19 protein-coding genes and 1 pseudogene are annotated in these 16,735 nt (G+C 56.5%); 5 read left to right on the forward strand and 15 right to left on the reverse strand.

Features of this window, described 5'->3' with window-relative positions; translation table 11 throughout:
• Positions 1 to 55 precede the first annotated feature (55 nt).
• From PSH76_RS26840 to PSH76_RS26855, 4 genes and pseudogenes are all read right to left on the reverse strand, one after another.
• Positions 56 to 199 (reverse strand): annotated as a pseudogene (locus PSH76_RS26840) (type I restriction-modification system subunit M N-terminal domain-containing protein); the annotation flags it as partial.
• Positions 200 to 348: 149 nt separating this feature from the next.
• The gene (locus PSH76_RS26845; protein ID WP_094987819.1) at positions 349 to 1,308 is read right to left on the reverse strand and encodes an inovirus-type Gp2 protein; all 960 of its coding nucleotides are present in this window, start codon (positions 1,306 to 1,308) and stop codon (positions 349 to 351) included.
• 337 nt (positions 1,309 to 1,645) lie between these two features.
• Positions 1,646 to 1,873 carry an AlpA family transcriptional regulator gene (locus PSH76_RS26850; protein ID WP_305493210.1) on the reverse strand — a complete coding sequence of 76 codons (228 nt, stop codon included), beginning with the start codon at positions 1,871 to 1,873 and terminating at the stop codon, positions 1,646 to 1,648.
• Positions 1,874 to 1,940: 67 nt separating this feature from the next.
• A complete protein-coding gene (locus PSH76_RS26855; RefSeq protein WP_305493211.1) occupies positions 1,941 to 3,161 on the reverse strand; it encodes a hypothetical protein in 1,221 nt (406 codons plus the stop codon).
• Positions 3,162 to 3,484: 323 nt separating this feature from the next.
• On the opposite strand from PSH76_RS26855, the gene PSH76_RS26860 reads away from it, so the two are divergent.
• Positions 3,485 to 4,159, forward strand: coding sequence for a hypothetical protein (locus tag PSH76_RS26860; RefSeq protein WP_305493212.1), 675 nt, complete (start codon positions 3,485 to 3,487; stop codon positions 4,157 to 4,159).
• A gap of 405 nt (positions 4,160 to 4,564) precedes the next feature.
• Here the strand turns inward: PSH76_RS26860 and PSH76_RS26865 are convergent, their stop codons facing one another.
• Entirely contained in the window at positions 4,565 to 4,801 is a 237-nt protein-coding gene (locus PSH76_RS26865) for a hypothetical protein (RefSeq protein WP_098950243.1), read from the reverse strand.
• Positions 4,802 to 5,306: 505 nt separating this feature from the next.
• Between PSH76_RS26865 and ycaC the strand changes: the two genes are divergently transcribed.
• Positions 5,307 to 5,939, forward strand: coding sequence for an isochorismate family cysteine hydrolase YcaC (gene ycaC / locus PSH76_RS26870; RefSeq protein WP_046069715.1), 633 nt, complete (start codon positions 5,307 to 5,309; stop codon positions 5,937 to 5,939).
• A gap of 56 nt (positions 5,940 to 5,995) precedes the next feature.
• On the opposite strand, the gene PSH76_RS26875 is transcribed toward ycaC, so the two are convergent.
• The 10 genes from PSH76_RS26875 to PSH76_RS26920 all read right to left on the reverse strand — a co-directional run bounded on the left by PSH76_RS26875 (position 5,996) and on the right by PSH76_RS26920 (position 13,884).
• Positions 5,996 to 6,919 (reverse strand): nucleotidyl transferase AbiEii/AbiGii toxin family protein, encoded by a 924-nt coding sequence (locus PSH76_RS26875; protein ID WP_138761845.1) that lies wholly within the window; start codon positions 6,917 to 6,919, stop codon positions 5,996 to 5,998.
• The gene (locus PSH76_RS26880; RefSeq protein ID WP_138761844.1) at positions 6,909 to 7,673 is read right to left on the reverse strand and encodes a type IV toxin-antitoxin system AbiEi family antitoxin; all 765 of its coding nucleotides are present in this window, start codon (positions 7,671 to 7,673) and stop codon (positions 6,909 to 6,911) included. The genes PSH76_RS26875 and PSH76_RS26880 overlap by 11 nt, the downstream gene beginning before the upstream one ends.
• Positions 7,674 to 7,853: 180 nt before the next feature.
• Positions 7,854 to 9,011: a glutathionylspermidine synthase family protein gene (locus tag PSH76_RS26885; protein WP_305493213.1), complete on the reverse strand. Its 1,158-nt coding sequence runs from the start codon at positions 9,009 to 9,011 to the stop codon at positions 7,854 to 7,856.
• 11 nt (positions 9,012 to 9,022) lie between these two features.
• Positions 9,023 to 9,733 (reverse strand): DUF1190 domain-containing protein, encoded by a 711-nt coding sequence (locus PSH76_RS26890; RefSeq protein WP_034126869.1) that lies wholly within the window; start codon positions 9,731 to 9,733, stop codon positions 9,023 to 9,025.
• An 18-nt stretch (positions 9,734 to 9,751) separates the two neighbouring features.
• Complete coding sequence (locus PSH76_RS26895) at positions 9,752 to 10,180, reverse strand: DUF350 domain-containing protein (protein WP_003194539.1); 429 nt, start codon at positions 10,178 to 10,180, stop codon at positions 9,752 to 9,754.
• Positions 10,181 to 10,195: 15 nt separating this feature from the next.
• Positions 10,196 to 10,870 carry a DUF2491 family protein gene (locus PSH76_RS26900; protein ID WP_186609365.1) on the reverse strand — a complete coding sequence of 225 codons (675 nt, stop codon included), beginning with the start codon at positions 10,868 to 10,870 and terminating at the stop codon, positions 10,196 to 10,198.
• Positions 10,857 to 11,891, reverse strand: coding sequence for an ion channel (locus PSH76_RS26905; RefSeq protein WP_305493214.1), 1,035 nt, complete (start codon positions 11,889 to 11,891; stop codon positions 10,857 to 10,859). Before PSH76_RS26905 ends, PSH76_RS26900 begins: the two co-directional genes overlap by 14 nt.
• Before the next feature lie 72 nt (positions 11,892 to 11,963).
• The gene (locus PSH76_RS26910; RefSeq protein WP_305493215.1) at positions 11,964 to 12,524 is read right to left on the reverse strand and encodes a rhomboid family intramembrane serine protease; all 561 of its coding nucleotides are present in this window, start codon (positions 12,522 to 12,524) and stop codon (positions 11,964 to 11,966) included.
• 62 nt (positions 12,525 to 12,586) lie between these two features.
• Positions 12,587 to 13,285: a PspA/IM30 family protein gene (locus tag PSH76_RS26915; RefSeq protein ID WP_073523723.1), complete on the reverse strand. Its 699-nt coding sequence runs from the start codon at positions 13,283 to 13,285 to the stop codon at positions 12,587 to 12,589.
• Between the two features lie 17 nt (positions 13,286 to 13,302).
• Positions 13,303 to 13,884, reverse strand: coding sequence for a YjfI family protein (locus PSH76_RS26920; RefSeq protein WP_032895109.1), 582 nt, complete (start codon positions 13,882 to 13,884; stop codon positions 13,303 to 13,305).
• 558 nt (positions 13,885 to 14,442) lie between these two features.
• On the opposite strand from PSH76_RS26920, the gene PSH76_RS26925 reads away from it, so the two are divergent.
• The 3 genes from PSH76_RS26925 to PSH76_RS26935 all read left to right on the forward strand — a co-directional run bounded on the left by PSH76_RS26925 (position 14,443) and on the right by PSH76_RS26935 (position 16,687).
• Positions 14,443 to 15,087: an NAD(P)H-dependent oxidoreductase gene (locus PSH76_RS26925; RefSeq protein WP_305493216.1), complete on the forward strand. Its 645-nt coding sequence runs from the start codon at positions 14,443 to 14,445 to the stop codon at positions 15,085 to 15,087.
• The gene (locus PSH76_RS26930; RefSeq protein ID WP_032895107.1) at positions 15,026 to 15,406 is read left to right on the forward strand and encodes a MerR family transcriptional regulator; all 381 of its coding nucleotides are present in this window, start codon (positions 15,026 to 15,028) and stop codon (positions 15,404 to 15,406) included. Before PSH76_RS26925 ends, PSH76_RS26930 begins: the two co-directional genes overlap by 62 nt.
• Before the next feature lie 147 nt (positions 15,407 to 15,553).
• Positions 15,554 to 16,687, forward strand: a complete 1,134-nt coding sequence (locus PSH76_RS26935) for a Fic family protein (RefSeq protein ID WP_305493217.1) — start codon at positions 15,554 to 15,556, stop codon at positions 16,685 to 16,687.
• The last annotated feature ends 48 nt before the right edge of the window (positions 16,688 to 16,735 follow it).

Genomic DNA, 16,735 nt, shown 5'->3' on the forward strand with positions numbered 1-16,735 from the left:
CGATCCGACCGCTGATGATAGTGGGGATCAAGGTAGCCCTGCGTTCTATAAGGAAAGTGGGTTCCAGCACGCATTCCAGCCGGCGCAATACGGTAACCGGCAGGATGTTGCGGCCGAATTCGGACTGCCTGAAGTCGCCACTCAGCACGTCGGCCACGTTCCAGATGAAGTCGGCTAGGTTTTGCTGTTGCTGATTCACGCTGGAATCCTTTAAACGAGTGAATGCAGGGAGCTGAGGATCAATGGTGACATGACACCAGCCTCCCTGTGCTGAACAATTACTGATGGCCGAACCTTAACCGCTCATAAAGCTGGGAACCAGCATGCGGGCTGATGCCTGTAAAGATTTCAGGCAGATAGCCTGCGCAACGCACCTTTGCGCAAACACTTCGCCCTCATGGGCTTGAGCCGCAGATGTTGATCATTTTTGACCAGGTAACGCATGGCGTAATGCACATTACCCCGTGCAATCAGATCCCTTTTGTGGATTAGGCCAACCCCCACCCTATCTTGGTATTTTTCTTTTTCGAGGTTGCAGTTGTTGAAGTAGCCCTGACCACGGGTAATACGCTCCCACAGCTCACCGATCCGCTGCGCCCTGTAGATATCTGCGCTCACATGAGCACCGTTGAAAAAGAAGGCAGCATGGATGTGATAGCCCCGATCCTCCCCCTGCTCAACGCTGCATATGTAGCCGGTCTCATGGTCGAAAATCAGGTTACGCTCTCGCTCAGCCATCAACCGACTCAGATCGTCGAATACGTGCTCCACACGTGACCTAGCTTGAGCCTCGGCAAGGTAATACAGATCAACCCTGATCACGCAGGTACGGGCGTAGCGATCAAGTACAACATCAACGTAGCGACCGACTTCGATCTTCTGCTGAATTGCCTCGTAGCGCTGATCGTGCTCCCTGCGCTTGTATTGCTTTTTGATGAGTAGTGTTCGGATGTGTTTAGTCAGTTCATTCAACGTCTCGCTGGTGCTCAGATAGCGGGCCTCACCTTTGTTCAAGCAAGTAATGCCACATGGGCTGCGCTCCATCCCAATGGCCTGACAGGCCTCCCGGAAAAGGCTCAAGTGCCAACTGTACTGATACTCCTCGTCACCCTCGAATAAGGCGACCATCTGCTCGATCCCATCGAAGTATTTTGACAGTCTGGTTTCATTGACCTGTTCATCTCCATGCTTCGAGTAAGTGATTCGGAAGGCTTGGCTATCTGTACGCTGGATGGCGTTGATCAGTCGCTCAATCTGAATGGCTATATCGGACTGAGAGCAATGGATGTAGGTATTTCGCTTGGTCATCGTGGTGTACCTGATTGGTTGTTTGCATATCAGGTGCGTGATGTGTATTTATTTAATCGATGACCTACCCCATCAGCTGGGGGGTGGTGGCTGGTTAGCTATCCGCATGTAAGCTATTGATTGACTATGGATTGATAGTCTAGAGCTATATAACTAGATCCCGCTCCGAGCCCCCGTCGCCATCCCAACCTAGCAAGTCAATGAGGAGTAACATTGCCGTGCCAGCCGAGAAATTGAACCATCTGAATCCTGGGAGAGTTAGCTGAGAATTCAGCCATCCCCATACGGCATAAACGCCATGACCTGCCAAAGCAGGTCATGGCGTTTATGGTGGTTTCTAGCTGGCCATACTCAGGCGGCTAGGTCGGACTGAAGCACCCTCAGCCAAGTCGCGCTCTTCAATCCTTGCCAGGATCCAATCGTGCACCTCGCTCTCGACCCAGCCGACGCAGCGGTCGCCCAGAGATACCGGTTTCGGGAAGGTGCCTTCCGCGATGTATTTGTAGATGGTCGACCGGGCAAGACCTGTCGAGTCGATGACTTCTTTCAGACGGATGATTCGCATGAGCAGGCTCCTCTGTGGCTCAGAGGATCTGCAAAGGCGGTATGAAAAAACTCGAAGGCTCGGACACCTACTCGGTTAGCAAGCCAAACTCGTAGCGGTTCCGCACATTCAGGTCAGCCTCGCTGTCGAACTCACGAAGGAATCCACCACGGACATCCTTATAGACAATGCAGGCCTTCTGATTCTCGGGAACCGGATAGACGATCAGGGAAACGACCCTCAAGCGGTCATCCCCCTCTTCCAACCTTGGTTTCGGCTCCGGGATCAGCCTGATCAACTTGGGCTTGTATCCCGGCCAAGCCTTTCCATTGAGCCTCTTCTTCAGGTGCTCCGCCCACTCAAATGCCACTTCAAAGAAGTGGTCGGGCGCTCCAGGCCAGTAGTAACCGGCATCGCTCTGCCCCGGCTTGCCGACCTTCAATTGCTCTAGCTCTCGGAAGATCATGCCGTCCAAAGACGCAGGAACGTTGCCATACTTCTCACCCTGCCCCTCTCCCCATGTCAATGAAAGTAGATGCGACGTGTACCTGGCCACCTTGTGATAGAGCACATCCAGCACCGCGGGCCCCAAAGAAAGAAGAGCCCCTGTAACATCAGGAGGCAGGCCGCTGGCCAGCCTTTCATTGCGAGATGGCCCAGCCTCCGCATAAACCAGCACGGCACATCTAGGGTGCTGCTCACCCAGTTGCGGATGATCGAGGTTCAGGTAGTAGGTACTGCGAACCTTGGCCCCAACGAAAAAGCCATTGGATACACCCGGTATATGAACACGAATGAAACCCAGGCTGACTAGCCGCTTCACCTGGTGCTTGAGCGCAACTGAACTCAAACCCGTCATTGCTCGAAGCTTCGCCTCCCCCACCACGGTCACAACCCCACACTGATCGGCAAAGGTTAAAAGGGCAGCCAAAACCATTCTCGTGGCAGCCCCCAGGCGTCCACAAGCGCCAGGAGCTGCCGGCCGCCCATCCTTACGTATCTGCTTACGAGCAGCCTTCTCGTTCCCCCCATCTACTTCATGCAGAGGCCCCTCGGCATAAATCTCCGGCTCATTAAAGAGACGCAGGACCAGTTCCTGATGAGCAAGCGTACTCCCTCTTGGCCGAGCGAGCAGATCAAGGAGGTACTGCGACGCCTCATATTCCTGCCCCGGACGCCCCACCTTACCTGCCTGTTTTTTGTTCACCAACAACCCAGCTTCGGCCAACTCTCGCGTGGCGTCTCCGACCAACCTATCCGTCAAACAGAGGAGCTTCGCAACCGGCTTGACCTTGATCGAGGTAGTCAAAAGGGCCTGCTCTCGGCATATCAGGGCCTGAAGAAAGAACCTAGAATCAGAACTAATCTCTAGGTCTTCCGATAAAGCTAACAGTTCCGACACAGATTCCACCAAAATATCGCGAATTTAGATGAGATTTTATACCTATAAAATCAGAATATCTAATTCATGTAACAGTTCTGTTAACAACTCCTCGAACAGGCCTGTTCACACATTCATTAACAACGCATGATAAGATCCTGCTAACAGATCAATAAACAAATCCGTTAACGAAAAATCATAGCTATGAGCTATCGCTACCCTGCCGAGGGTACTGATCAGGAGGAACGGGGTTGAAAGGGACAGAGATGAAACCGAGCTGGCTCAATGAGAAGGACAGCGATGAGTGGCGCTGGGCTGCCAGCTACCTATCGCGCCGATGTTCTTCGTCGTTGCAAAACAGCCTGAGCGCCCTTGCAGATAGCAACTTCAGCTATCTGGTCAGATCGATCCATGCCCTCGAATCCGAGGCTGAAGGTGTAAAGCTCATCGAGCGCTTGAGAAGCTCCATCAGACAAAGGCGGTATCGCCTATCCAAAGGAGGCAGAAAGACCTGCTCCTTCACACTGCCGCTTGAAACCAAGACCACGCTCAAGAGACTTGCAAAAAACCACAGAACAACTGAAACAGCGCTGATCCAGCGCTTTATCGAAGATGCAGCTAACCTGGCCGAAGCGCAAAAAGAGACAAGGCTCCAGGAAAACCTGATGGCGAAGGTCACACGCAACACAAGCAAGCTTGCGAACGAACTAAATCAGATACGGATTGAGGAGACCAAGAAGCAGCTGCGCCATTGCCTGAAGCGGCTCACGCTGTGGGAGACTTCAATGGGAAACGAGCTACCAACGCTAACCGCTGACGAGGAAGCAAAAGCGATTGCGAACGTAGAGAATCGAATGCGTGTAATCCAGGAGGCTGTCGATGCTTCCGTAGCAATGCATGAGATGATGAGCCCAAGGTCTGTCTAACGACCAGGCCCACCCCCCCCTTAATAGGGAAAAAGCACAAAACCCTCCCGATCACAGGCCCAACCCATTCACCGCCAAAGTATGGGTCAAGGTGTGGGCTAATCCTACGTATAATATTTTTATCCTTATTTATCTGATAGTTACGATATAATAAAGCCGGCCACAAGCCGGCTTTTTAATGTCTGCTGAACACACAATACACCGTCGCGCGCCGTGCTGGCGACGAGCGAAGTTGTCCAGCAGGCCGCTGCTCAAATGATAGGGAATGTGTTGATATGTCGCCAATAACGACATGAAGGTAAAACGTGTCGCCAAAAATGCCAGATAGCGACATGAACCGGTAAATGAGCAGGCGGCCAGTACGGCATTGAATCAGCACCTTGCTGACCCAATGCCAATGTCACCTCACCTGGGCTGCAAACACTCCACCGCCCTATCCGCCACCATCTTCGCCATCTCCACCAAATGCATCACCGCTCTCTGCGGCGCAGCCACTGACTCGCCGATCACCTGTGACGTAGCCAACGCACAATGCAACAGCTCAGCCACCTGCACCCAGGCATCCTCGAAGCTCAGTTCTTCATTGACCTTGAATGGGTTGGTTGCGCCTGACGACGGCAAATCTGAAACAACGTTATCCATAGCAAAACTCCAATCGATAATTTGAAGCTGCCATTTACGCGACTAAACGAAAGGTGGCAGCTGTACGCAGGTTAGTCGACCGGTCGATTGGAACCCGGCGCACCCGAAGGTGCCCTGCGCACAGCCACCATAAGATGCAGGCGATGGGGTGCCTGACTCATGAGTTGCTTATGCGCCAATCGAATCCGGGCGACTAAACCCGATCACTGAATTAGCAGTGACGGTCAGCAGCCTAGTCACCCAATTCCACTGGCGCAAGCGGTTGGGATTCTCTCGGAAACGTCCTGCAAAGGAAAGGGATCGGACCTGCTGGCTACTCAAAATCAGGCAATTCACTCCTGTTCTGCACAGCAACCCGGAGACCTGAAATCGGGCGTCAACCATTGTCCACTTTAAGTTGACAGTAAGACTCCTCCCACCCGATTTATCCCTCATCACCCACCCATTAATCTGTGCCCATGTTGAACGCAACGCCCAACCAACCTAAACAAAAAAGGATTCAACCATGAGCGCTCCAACCTACAACCGCTTGAACAAAGACGACGCCATTGTTCTGCTGGTCGACCACCAGACCGGCCTGATTTCCCTGGTGCAGGACTTCTCCCCCAACGAGTTCAAGAACAACGTGCTGGCCCTGGCTGACCTGGCCAAGTTCTTCAACTTGCCGACCATCCTAACCACCAGTTTCGAGCAAGGCCCTAACGGCCCGCTGGTGCCGGAGTTGAAGGAGATGTTCCCGGACGCGCCATATATCGCTCGCCCTGGTCAGATCAATGCCTGGGACAACGAGGATTTCGTCAAGGCGATCAAGGCCACCGGTCGTAAGCAGATCATCATTGCTGGTGTAGTGACGGATGTGTGTGTGGCGTTCCCGACGCTGTCGGCGCTGGCAGAAGGCTTTGAGGTGTTTGTGGTAACGGATGCGTCGGGCACGTTCAACACCACGGTGCAGCAGGCGGCGTGGAGCCGAATGACGCAGGCCGGTGCACAGTTGATGAACTGGTTCTCGGTGGCGTGTGAGTTGCACCGCGACTGGCGCAACGACATCGAAGGGCTGGGGAATCTGTTGTCCCAGCGGATTCCTAACTACCGCAATTTGATGAATGGGTACGCGGCGCTGACTGCCCAGTCTAAGTAAGTCACCACGCTGTATGACAAGCCTGCTTTGAAAAGCAGGCTTTTTCATTCCACGGCTTACCCGGCCAGCAATTGACCAACCACCGCCTCCAGCTTCGCCACAGCGTCTACTCGCTTCGCAGTAGATATCCGCCTGACGTTATGCAGCTTCCATTGCACAGCAGGCAACTCTTCGATCCCAGGCAAACTCAACTTCGCCCAGTCAGGCTCTCCTTGTTTTAGCGAAATCAGAAAGGCGGCATCCTGCTCGCAGAATTGTTGCTGGATCGCGGTCAGCAAAGCCTCTCTGGTTACCTCTAATTCTTCAAGAGTGACCGGCGTTCGTGTCATGCCAGCAAATTCAGCCTGAAATATATCCGCCAGTGGCTTCCATCGTGGAGCAAGCAGCTCAGCCATAGGCCGCCCATGACTGATCAAATACACCAAGAAGCCCTCAAAAATTTCGCGTGTCAGCCCTTCTTCTCGAAGCATCAACATCACATCGAAAAGGTCTCTTGGGTGTTGCCGATCCAGTGCAGCGCAAATTTTACCGCCGTAGAGGTCGGGCAAGGACACCACCGCTATCGAGGCGAAACCAAACTCATCCTCGACCAACGGCACTACGTCACGTTCCAGCGGCTGCAGGGCAGTCCCGCGCAGCACTGGCGAAACTTCAATTTTAATTTGGGAGTGAGCGTTTCTTACAAGAATCCGAAGCTCATCGTCTCGATTTGCTTGAACGGTCGCGATGCTCGAAGGGAGGGCTCGTGCTATGGCACCAGCAATGCGCTCCAACGCCTGACGAACGTCGGCCAATGCCTGCTGGCGGGCAGAATTGGGCAGATACGCCAGGTCTATATCTACCGACAACCGAGGCAAGTCCCGCACAAACAGGTTAATGGCGGTCCCCCCTTTCAGTGCGAAACATCGTTCTGCCGCTACGTAAGGAATGACCTGCACCAGCAGACGAACCTGAGCGGCATAACGTGGATCAAGTGGCATTGGCAAAACGCTCCGGAACGGTAATGAGGAACTCTTTATCGAGTCGACCGCCCCGGATGATTTGCCGCTTGCCCTTACCCATGTCGATGCTGGAACGATCTATTCGCCCATACCACGCATGGTTCGCGTTACGTGCCAGCAACAGGAACACGCGTTTGACGCGGATCGAGTTGCACGCTTCAAGCAGTTTTTGCAGGCGTTTGGGGCTGAGTGTGGCCAGACCGCTCAATACATCGGTCACACCGCTGAACAGCATTTCATCGTCGCTTTGATGGATAAGCTCAAGCACCGCACGCTCCGGGGTGGAGATTTTTAGCGCAAATTGGCGGTACGGCACTTGGAAAAGTTGTAACGCCATATCTTCCAGTTCCGCAAAGAGCGCGCCTCGGTAGAAATTTACCTGGGCCTCCCATTCGTGCTTGCGAAACCAGCCTGGCAGAAGAGCTTCTGATGTGCCGAATAGATCGACTGTCTGCGTTCCGAAGGTCAGGTAGTGGCTGTAACCGGCCAGGCTCAACGCCGTCGCACCACCCGGCCAAATCTGCACCGTTGCGTCTTGTTGCAGTGCGAAGACACCGCCGTGCCAGTCAAGATCGTCGCCGCTGCGTTTCCACGCACCATGCCCCACACGCTCTACCCAACCCGTGTGCTGATACTTTTGAATGAGGCTCGGCCCAACGCCGTGTTCGTGCAGCCACGCTTGAGTGGCTATGGAGCCCGGTGGCCATTCAGCGAGAAGATGGTTTATTTTCATGATAGATATCACCCTATAAGGGTATTTATATGAAAAATATTAAACCATGAGAATGCTGGGCATGGCTATTCTGGCGAAGCTTTGATTGCAGCCGTGAATGGGTACGTCAATACCAGGGCGCGGTGACGCGGAGCGTCAGTGGATGCATTACCACTCGGAGCGTGGGAACGATCAACTTCCTTAATCCAGGATCAAGTGCGGCAGAAACCGGCTTGAGTCCTTGGTGATCAAGCTATTGTCCTCGCGCACACCGATGCCGGCGGCCTGGTCGCCAATTACCCAAGAGCCGATCAGCGTGTAGCTATCACCAAATTTTGGCAGCGGTGCGAACTCTTGAAGGATGAAGGGCGCATCCGTGTAGGGGCCGTCTTCTTTTACGGTCAGGCCTTCGGCGGTTTGCAGTTCGATGTTGGCGCCTTCCCGGGAGAAGAACGGTTTGCGCACCCAGCCTTTTGGCACGGCTTTACCTGGGTCGGTATCCAGGTGGGACGCGAGCAGGTTGGGGTGGCCTTTGTTGAATTCCCACAGCAGCGGCAGGATGCCTTTGTTGGAAATAATGGATTTCCACGCGGGCTCAAAGAACTGTGTGTCGCTCTGGGCAATCGCGGTACCAAAGGGTTCGTGGAAGATGAACTCCCAGGCGTGCAGTTTGAACAGGTGGGGGATCCAGCGATCTTCAAGGTCGACGAAGCGGCCCTCGCTGGTCAGGCCGATGTCTTCGATGTCGATGTGGCGTGATTCGATGCCGACCTTTTCGGCGACCAGGCGCAGGTAGTCGGTGGTGCCTTTGTCTTCGACCGAGTCTTTCATCGAGGCGAAGTAGAACGGCTGGCTGACCTGCAGTTGCGCGAAGGCCTGGTGCAGTTTGGTGTCGATGCTGTTGAACTGGTCGGCGTGCTTGGGCAGCAGGCCGCGTTCGATGCATTGCTCCAGCCAGCCCCACTGAAATGCCGCGGCTTCGTAGAGGCTGGTGGGGGTGTCGTAGTTGAGTTCCAGCAACTTGGCGGGCCCGCTGCCGTTATAGGAGAAGTCCATGCGCCCGTACAGGTGCGGGTGGCCTTCGAGCCATGAGGTGCGGATCATGTCGTAGAAGGGCGCGGGGATGCTCAGGCGTTCAAGCAGCTCTTCGCTGTGGACCACGCGGGCGACGAGGTCCATGCACATGTCATGGAGCTCGGTGGTCGGGTCTTCGAGGTCGCGCTCGATTTGCTTGAGCGTGAACTGGTAGTACGCGCTTTCGTCCCAGTAGGGTTCGTCGTCGATGGTATGGAACAGGAAGCCGAGACTCTCGGCGGTGTGTTTCCAGTCATGACGCTCTGCGCATTGGATCTTCTTCATGGCCGGTTTCCTTAGCTGCTCGACCCGCCGCCCCAGCCGCTGCGTGCGCTGGCTTTGCTGCCGAAGCCGCCCCGGGAGGTGGCCGATGAAACCGAGCTCGACTTAGGGGAAGAGCGCAGCGTGTTGGTGTAATTGCTGCTGCCGTACCGGGCCTGGTTGGAACGGCCAAAGGTCGCGCCATTGGACACGCGTTGGTTGAGCGTCGAGTTACCGTAGTTGCCGCGATCATCGCGATAGCGGTACACCGGTTCCGAGCGGTAGCTGTTGCGGTTGTTGCTCAGCATGTTGCCGATCAGCAGTCCGGTCAGCAGGCTGCTGGTAGAGAAGCCTGAGCCGCCGCCGCTGGCCTGAGCGTTGGCCGCTTGCGCATTGGCCGCGTCGACCTGGGATTGGGTCACCTGGCCTTCGGCGGTCAGTTCGAAGCCGCCCAAGCGTGGGATGAACTTGCCGGTGGAGTCTTGCTGGCACCAGTCGGCGACAAAGTCGGCGTCGCAGTCGGCCTGGCTGTCGTACACCGGCGCTATGCGGCGATGCTCGGCCATGGCGGTCATGTAGGCGTCCGAGCAGACGTCTACCGGAAGCTTTTCATCGGCGCATTGCTGTACCGATTGGAAGTTGTACTTCTTTTGCAGGTCGTAGGTTTTTTCCGTTGGGCCGCAGCCGGATATCGCCATGGCGACCGACGCTGCCAGCGAAAGCTGGACGTACTTGCTTCGTTTCATCGGGAGCTCCGTGGACAATCAGTTCGAGGTGGGCGTCATGCACGCGGCATTCAGCATGCCGACGCTGATGGCCACCGCGGCCACGTAGATACCGGCCGCCAGTTCGCCCTTCTTGATGCGCTCGGACGTGCCTTTGAGCACCAGGCTGGTCAGCAGGAACGCCAGCAACTGGACGACGGCGGCGATCACGGCCCAGACGATGAAGTCGAGAACGTTGATCGAGTAGGCAATCACGTTGCTGGCCGGAATGGCGAAACCGACGATGGCACCGCCCAGGGCGACCGCTGCGGAGGTGTTGCCCGCACGGATCAGTTCGAACTCCTTGTGCGGGGTGATGCGGGTGTAGATGAACTGGAACAGCGCGAACAGTACCGCAGCCCCCAGGATGTAGAGGACAAAGCCGAGCACGGCGGCTTTGTTGAGGGAGATGGAGAGTGCTTCTAGCATGGACGGCTTCCTTTTTTAGAGCGTAGTCAGGTCGGTGGTGTACAGCGAAATGCCCAGGGATGTGCTCAGGCTGATGGTGCCTTCGGCATCTTCTTCGACGGAGAACAGCAGGAACTCTCGACGGTCGGTCAGGCCGGTGTCGCGGGCGTATAGCATCGAACGGTGCTCGACGTTGTAGGTGGCCTCTGGGCTGGTGACCTGTTCGCTCATCGCCACCAATTCGGTCTGGCCGTCCTCACTGCCCCACTCGCGGAAAAACTCGACACCGTCGTGGGTGTAGGTCGGCAGCCCGATCAGGCTCTGTGGGCCGGCCAGCCTGCGCAGTTCCGCTTCGCTGCTGATGGTGACGTAACTGAGGTAGTTGAACAGAATCACCGACTCGACCTGGCCCGCGATCTGGCCGGTGGTGTGCACCTGCAGCCAATAATCTTCGTCGTTCATGTAGTAGCGCGACAGCCAGGTGGACTGGCCGAGGTCGATGGTGCCGTTGCTCCAGATTTCCTGGGAGCCGGGGATCACCACGTTGGTTTTTTCATCGAGCAACAATTTCAGGGTGGTGTCGAACATCACCCCCTTGCCCGGCGCCAGGCCCAGCGGGCCGGTGGCTGGCAGGCTTGGGCTGGCGGTCCGGTTCGAGTCGGTAGTGGCTTTTGGGGCCTCAAGCCCCATCAACTGTTTAAGCCATCCCATGGGAGATTTCCTTAAGTCGAGTGGACGCGATGTAGAAGAGTTCGCCGCCTTTGACCTGTGTGGCATTGGGCGGGTTGATCGACGCCTGCTGAACACCTTGGGCGCGATAGCCGATGAGGGTGGCGTTGTGGCGCTCCTTCATCTGCGTGTACAGCTCGCCGAAGGTTGCCTCAAAGGCATCGGGCAATTTCATCAGGTACTGGGTGGCGCCCTGCCCCACGCACAGCAATTCATTGATGACCACCGACGAGCCCGGATCCTGAGAGGCGCGCACCAGCATTTCGATTGCCATGCTGGACGTGCACTCCAGGCGCGGAGCGTAGGAGCTGGCGAGTGCGGCGATTTCACTTTCGTTGAAGTGGGCGACCACATGCCCGACGGGGCTCAGTTGGTTTACCGCCAGCACGGTGGCCAGGGTCAGGTCATCAGACGGGGTTCGCACCAGCACACGCTCGGCACCGGGCACACCGGCACGCAGCAACAGCGCGGTGGAAGACAAGCTTTCGCCGCGGATGAACGCTGCTTTGCCCGGCATCGGGTTTTCTTCAAGGCTGCAATCGCAGATCACGATCAAGTTGTCGTTGGAGGTTTCGTCTTGCAGCAACAACTCAATCACCCGCTCGCTGGACGCGCCCTCCCAGCCGATCAGCACGGTATGGCCGACCTTGCCGGTGAAATCACCTTTGCCCTTCATGCCTTTTCTCCATGCATCGATAACACTGCTGGTGGTTTTGCCGATGGCTGCCGTGAGCAACGCAATGCCCCCGAGCATTATCCAGGCCGCCACAAAAATTCGCCCCGCCGAGGTCTGCGGTGCGAGGTCGCCATAGCCGACGGTGAGTGTGGTGGTGAGATAGAAGTAGATAAACGTGGCGGGAGCGGTGAGGTGTTGTTCGCCCAGCAACACCAGGCCCAGGTAAGCCGTGCTCAGGTGGATACCCAAGGCAACGATCAGCCCTGCCCAACCGAAGCGGTGAAAGAGCGACGAGGCGTACATGCGTAACAAAAGGAAAATCGACATTTAGCCCCTGGCTCCCTGGGTACTTGAATCCTGACGACAGCATCGCCTCGGCTTCTGGATGCTCAAGTGCGTTCACCCGGCATTAAACCCGCTGCGCGGCCTGGATAGAAGTACCTTGGCTGCAATAAATCCAGCGAGCGCACCAAACAGATGCCCCTCGAAGGAAATGCCCTGCCGGGGAAGGAAGCCCACGATCAGGCCGCCATATAGCAAAGCCACCACAGCGGCGGTTAGCAGGTTGCCCCAGCTTCTGTGGAACCAGGCGCGAGACAGCAGGTAGGCCCATAGCCCGAACACCCAGCCGCTGGCGCCGACGTGTATGCCTGAAAAACCAAACAGCCAGACCAACAAGCCGCCCAGCAGAATAACGATGGCACTGACGGCAATGAACCGGTTGATCCCTTCGATCATGACCAGGGAGCCCAAAACCAAAAAGGCAATCAGGTTGGCGCTCAGGTGGGCGAAGGAAGCGTGCAAAAACGGTGAGGTGAGGATGCCGAACAGGCCTTGCACCGTTCTGGGGATTAGCCCGAACGACATGAGGCTGTAACCGGTGGCCACATTGAGCAGTTGCAGCGCGACCATGAAGAGGGCCAGGCCTGCGATTGTCTTGAAACCGTTCAAGGCGTTCACCCTGACCTCAACATACAAAAGAAGAGCACTGCCACTGTGGCAGTGCTTAAATGTGCGGATTGTTACTCAGCCGACTTTTGCTTCAAGCGCTCCAGAATCGCATTGGCACTGCCTTCGTTCGGCGTGATGCCGGCATCGCGCAGTTTGCGCTCCAGGTCCGTCCCCGTCGACGCTTCAGCCAGTTCATCCTGGGCTTGCAGCTCAGCGGCACGTTGCTGCTGTTTGGCCTGCAAGCGATTGAGCGTACCGACGGCAGTTTCCAGCTTGCCGTTGGCACCGCCGCTGGCAATGGAGGCGCTAACCTGAGCCTTTTGCACGCTGTCGCGAGCCTTGGCCATGTCCACTTGCTGGCGCAGGCTTTTGATGCGGCTCTCGGCCTTGGTGATGTCTTTGCGCATGCTCTCAGCATACCCACCGAACTCGGTGGTCTGCTTTTGCTCCACATCCCGCTCGTTGGTCAGGGTCGAAATGGCTTCGGCCACTTCCAGGGCGAGGTCTTCACGGTTGGCCTGGATAGCGGCCATCGCCTTGGATTCCAGGTCTTTGATCTTGGCGTCGTACTCGCCAACACGATCAGCCGCCAGTTTGTGCTTGGCCATGATGCTCACCAGCTCACGCTTGGCGTTGGCCAAGGCGTTGTCTGCATCGCGAATTTCCTGGTCAAGGATGCGCAGGGCCTGTTGGTCGACGATCGATTCGCCGACTTCGCTGGCACCGCCACGCAACGCGGTGAACAATTTGCTCCAGATGGACTGAGTCATTGGATTTTCCCGAATAATTAAATGAAGAAACGTTCGAAGGCTTCGCTGGCGCGCTGCACGTTATCAACCAGGGTTTTCACCTCGGTCACGATGTTGGTCAGGCTGGAGTCGGAGCTGAGCGCACCGAACATGTTGTAGACCACCTGCCCGTTCGGCATGGACTCGATACCGATGGACGACAACGGGAACATCTCCCGGCTGCGCAGCACGGCGTCGTTGAAGGCCGGCACGTCGTTGATGGACTCAGCGTCAACCAGGACGGTATCCACGATGATTTGCTCGCCCACCACCGCGATGTAAATCGGCAAGCCACCAAAGTCGTTCATCTCAAGCTTGATGCTGGACTCGGAGCCTTGGACGAGAGAAAGCGTAATGTCATTGGACGTCACGTCATCCAGGGCCTGAAGAGCACTGAAGAGGCGATCGATATTCCAGTTGGTACCTGCGCTCATGAAATTCTCCGACATGAATGAGCCAGCCAGGATCGGTTGGCGTAGCTGTTTCTCCATTTGCTTGAGCAGGCTTCGGTTTTCGGGAAGCACCCAAGTCTCGTGTTTCACATAACCGGCCGCCGCCAGGCCCGCACGCATCTGCTTCATGTAAAAGCTCGACGGCTTTTTTGCGGACGGCTTCAAGCGCTCTCCCTTGAGGCTTGCTGAATCGGTATCGAGCCCAGTTGATGGGCTCGATGGAGAGCTGCTGTTCATGGTACTGACCTCGCTGTGAAAAACTCACGCGTGAGAAAATCTACAGGCAATCCGCAAGGTACTCAATAGCTCACGCGTGAGATTTTTCCTTACATTTTTCAGCCACCGAAAAGACCCAGCCTACCCCGCCAACTCTCGCTCGATTTGCTCGTCTGCCGAGAAGTTTGTCCAAAAGCGCGACTTGATGGCACCAAGACAATTGTGCAGCAGCCTGTTGCACAATTTTCCGAACCCGACCACGCCTTAGCAAAAGCACGCCTGTACTTGAAATCGCGCGGCGAAGAACCCTGATGTCAGGGAAGGCAGGCTAGCCAGCCCACAGTACCGTCACAAGCGTTCATGAGCACTTCAGGAAGGGTCCTGCGCACCTCACAGAAAGGTCCTGCTGGCCCTTGACTCTCCCCTATACGGCAACCCCTACCCTGAATGCCCTTTTCAGGACCTATCACCATGAGTCAGCGCATCCTGGTCATCCTCGGCCACCCGTCCGCCGATAGTTTTTGTTCCGCTCTCGCGCACACTTATATCCACGCCGCTAAAACGGCCGGCCACGAAGTCCGCGTCCTGCGCCTGGGTGATCTCAGCTTCGACCCGATCCTTCATCATGCTTACACCCAGGCTCAAGCGCTGGAACCCGACTTGCTCAGTGCCCAATCCGACATCCTTTGGGCCGAGCACCTGGCGTGGGTTTTCCCTGTCTGGTGGGGCGGTATCCCGGCACTGATGAAGGGCTTTATCGACCGCGTTTTCCTCCCCGGCTTTGCCTTCAAATACCGCGCAGGCAAGGCATTCCCAGACAAGCTGTTAAAGGGCCGAACCGCGCACTTGTTAGTGACCCTCGACACGCCGCCGTGGTATTACCGCTGGGTTTATCGCATGCCGGCCATCCACCAGATGCGTCGTACCACACTGGCGCTCTGTGGCATCACGACGAGCAAGACGCTGCTGTTGGGGCCGGTGCTGGGCTCTACGCTGACGCAGCGGGCCAAGTGGCTGAAACAGGCCAGCGCACTATTTGAAAAAGGGAGTTTTCATGTACATCGGCAAAGCCGCGCAGTTGTCCGGCACAACCATCAAGGCGATTCGTCACTATGAGGCGATCGGGCTGATGCCGGCGCCTGCGCGTCAGGGCGGTTATCGCGTTTATACCGAGCAGAGTGTCGAGCGGCTGATGTTTATAAAGTGCGCGCAACAGCTGGGGTTCAAGCTCAAGGAATTGCAGGAGATTTTGCTGGGGTACGAGGGTGATGCGCTTCCTTGGGACCGGGCTGAACAAGCCATCGCCGACAAGAAGCGCACGCTGGCCGCGCAAATCGCCGTATTGCAACAGATGCAGGCTGGGCTGATTGAGTTCGAAACCCAACTCAAAGGCGCTCAAGGGGACTGCTCGTCACTCAGTAGCGTCGCCATTTGAAGTAGCCCTTGCGTATGAATTAGTGCCGCCTTTTGCAAGCCCATTGCTCGGAGCCTTCTAGACGATGAGCCGAATACCCAGCACAATCGGCTCACAAAATGAGCCGAATAGACCCTCTATTCGGCTCACGCACCCAGGCACTCATCCATGGATCATCCGAACTGGATCTGGCAACACACCGACTGGCCTCACTTTCACTGGCAGCCTGGGCGGCTGGCGGCCTTGCTGCGCGAGTGTGGGCAGGCCCAAGGCAAGCTACTGGGCATGCTGGGTTCTGTCACCCAGGCAGTCAGCGCGCAGAATGAATTGGATGCCCTGCTGCAAAATATCCTGACCTCTTCGGCCATCGAGGGTGAGCAGTTGAACGTTGGTTCGGTGCGCTCCTCCCTGGCACGACGAATGGGTTTGGAAGCCACGAAGGACGGCCAGGTCAGCCGCCGCAGTGAAGGGCTGGCCGATCTGATGATGGATGCCACCGAGCAATTTGCGCAGCCGTTCACCCTCGCGCGCCTGATGAATTGGCACCATTTGTTGTTCCCAGAGCCTGAGGCAGGCTTTGCCACACGAGAACTCAGCATCGGGACGTTGAGGGGCAATGAGCCGATGCAGGTGGTGTCGGGCAGGCTTGATCGGCCAACCGTGCATTTTGAGGCGCCGCCACGTCAGGGCCTGGAGCACGCTGTGGAGGATTTCCTGGAGTGGTTCGAAACCAGTCGCAATCAACCTGAACTGGATCCATTGGTTCGTGCAGGTGTTGCGCACTTCTGGTTCATCACTTTGCATCCTTTCGATGATGGCAATGGTCGCCTGACACGCGCTATCACTGACTTGGCCTTGGCTCAGGGTGAACACCACGCCATTCGCTTTTACGCCATGTCGGCCAGCATCCTGGAGGACCGGGCCGGTTACTACACCGCCTTGGAGTCCAGTCAAAAGGCCACACTGGATATCACCGACTGGCTGGAATGGTTTCTTAAAACCCTGTTGCGCAGCCTGCAACAGGCGATGACACGGATAGACCGGGTGTTGGCCAAAAGCCGGTTCTGGCAGCAGCACCGTGACGTCTCGCTCTGCGTCGAGCAAGTCAAGGTACTCAATCGCCTGCTCGAGGGTGGTGAGCGGGGCTTCGAACAGGGCATCAGCGCCGCGCAATACCAAGCGGTGGCCAAAGTGTCCAAGGCGACTGCGACGCGGCACCTGGCAGACCTGCTGGAGAAAAACTGCCTGGTGCGCCTCCCCGGGGGCGGCCGCAGTACGCGTTATCACGTCAATCCCCCTTAGGAGTAGCCCCCCACTCATTTGCCCCAATCCCCCATGTCTGCTAGTGTC

The organism is Pseudomonas sp. FP215 (assembly GCF_030687795.1).
Taxonomy (GTDB): domain Bacteria; phylum Pseudomonadota; class Gammaproteobacteria; order Pseudomonadales; family Pseudomonadaceae; genus Aquipseudomonas; species Aquipseudomonas salmasensis.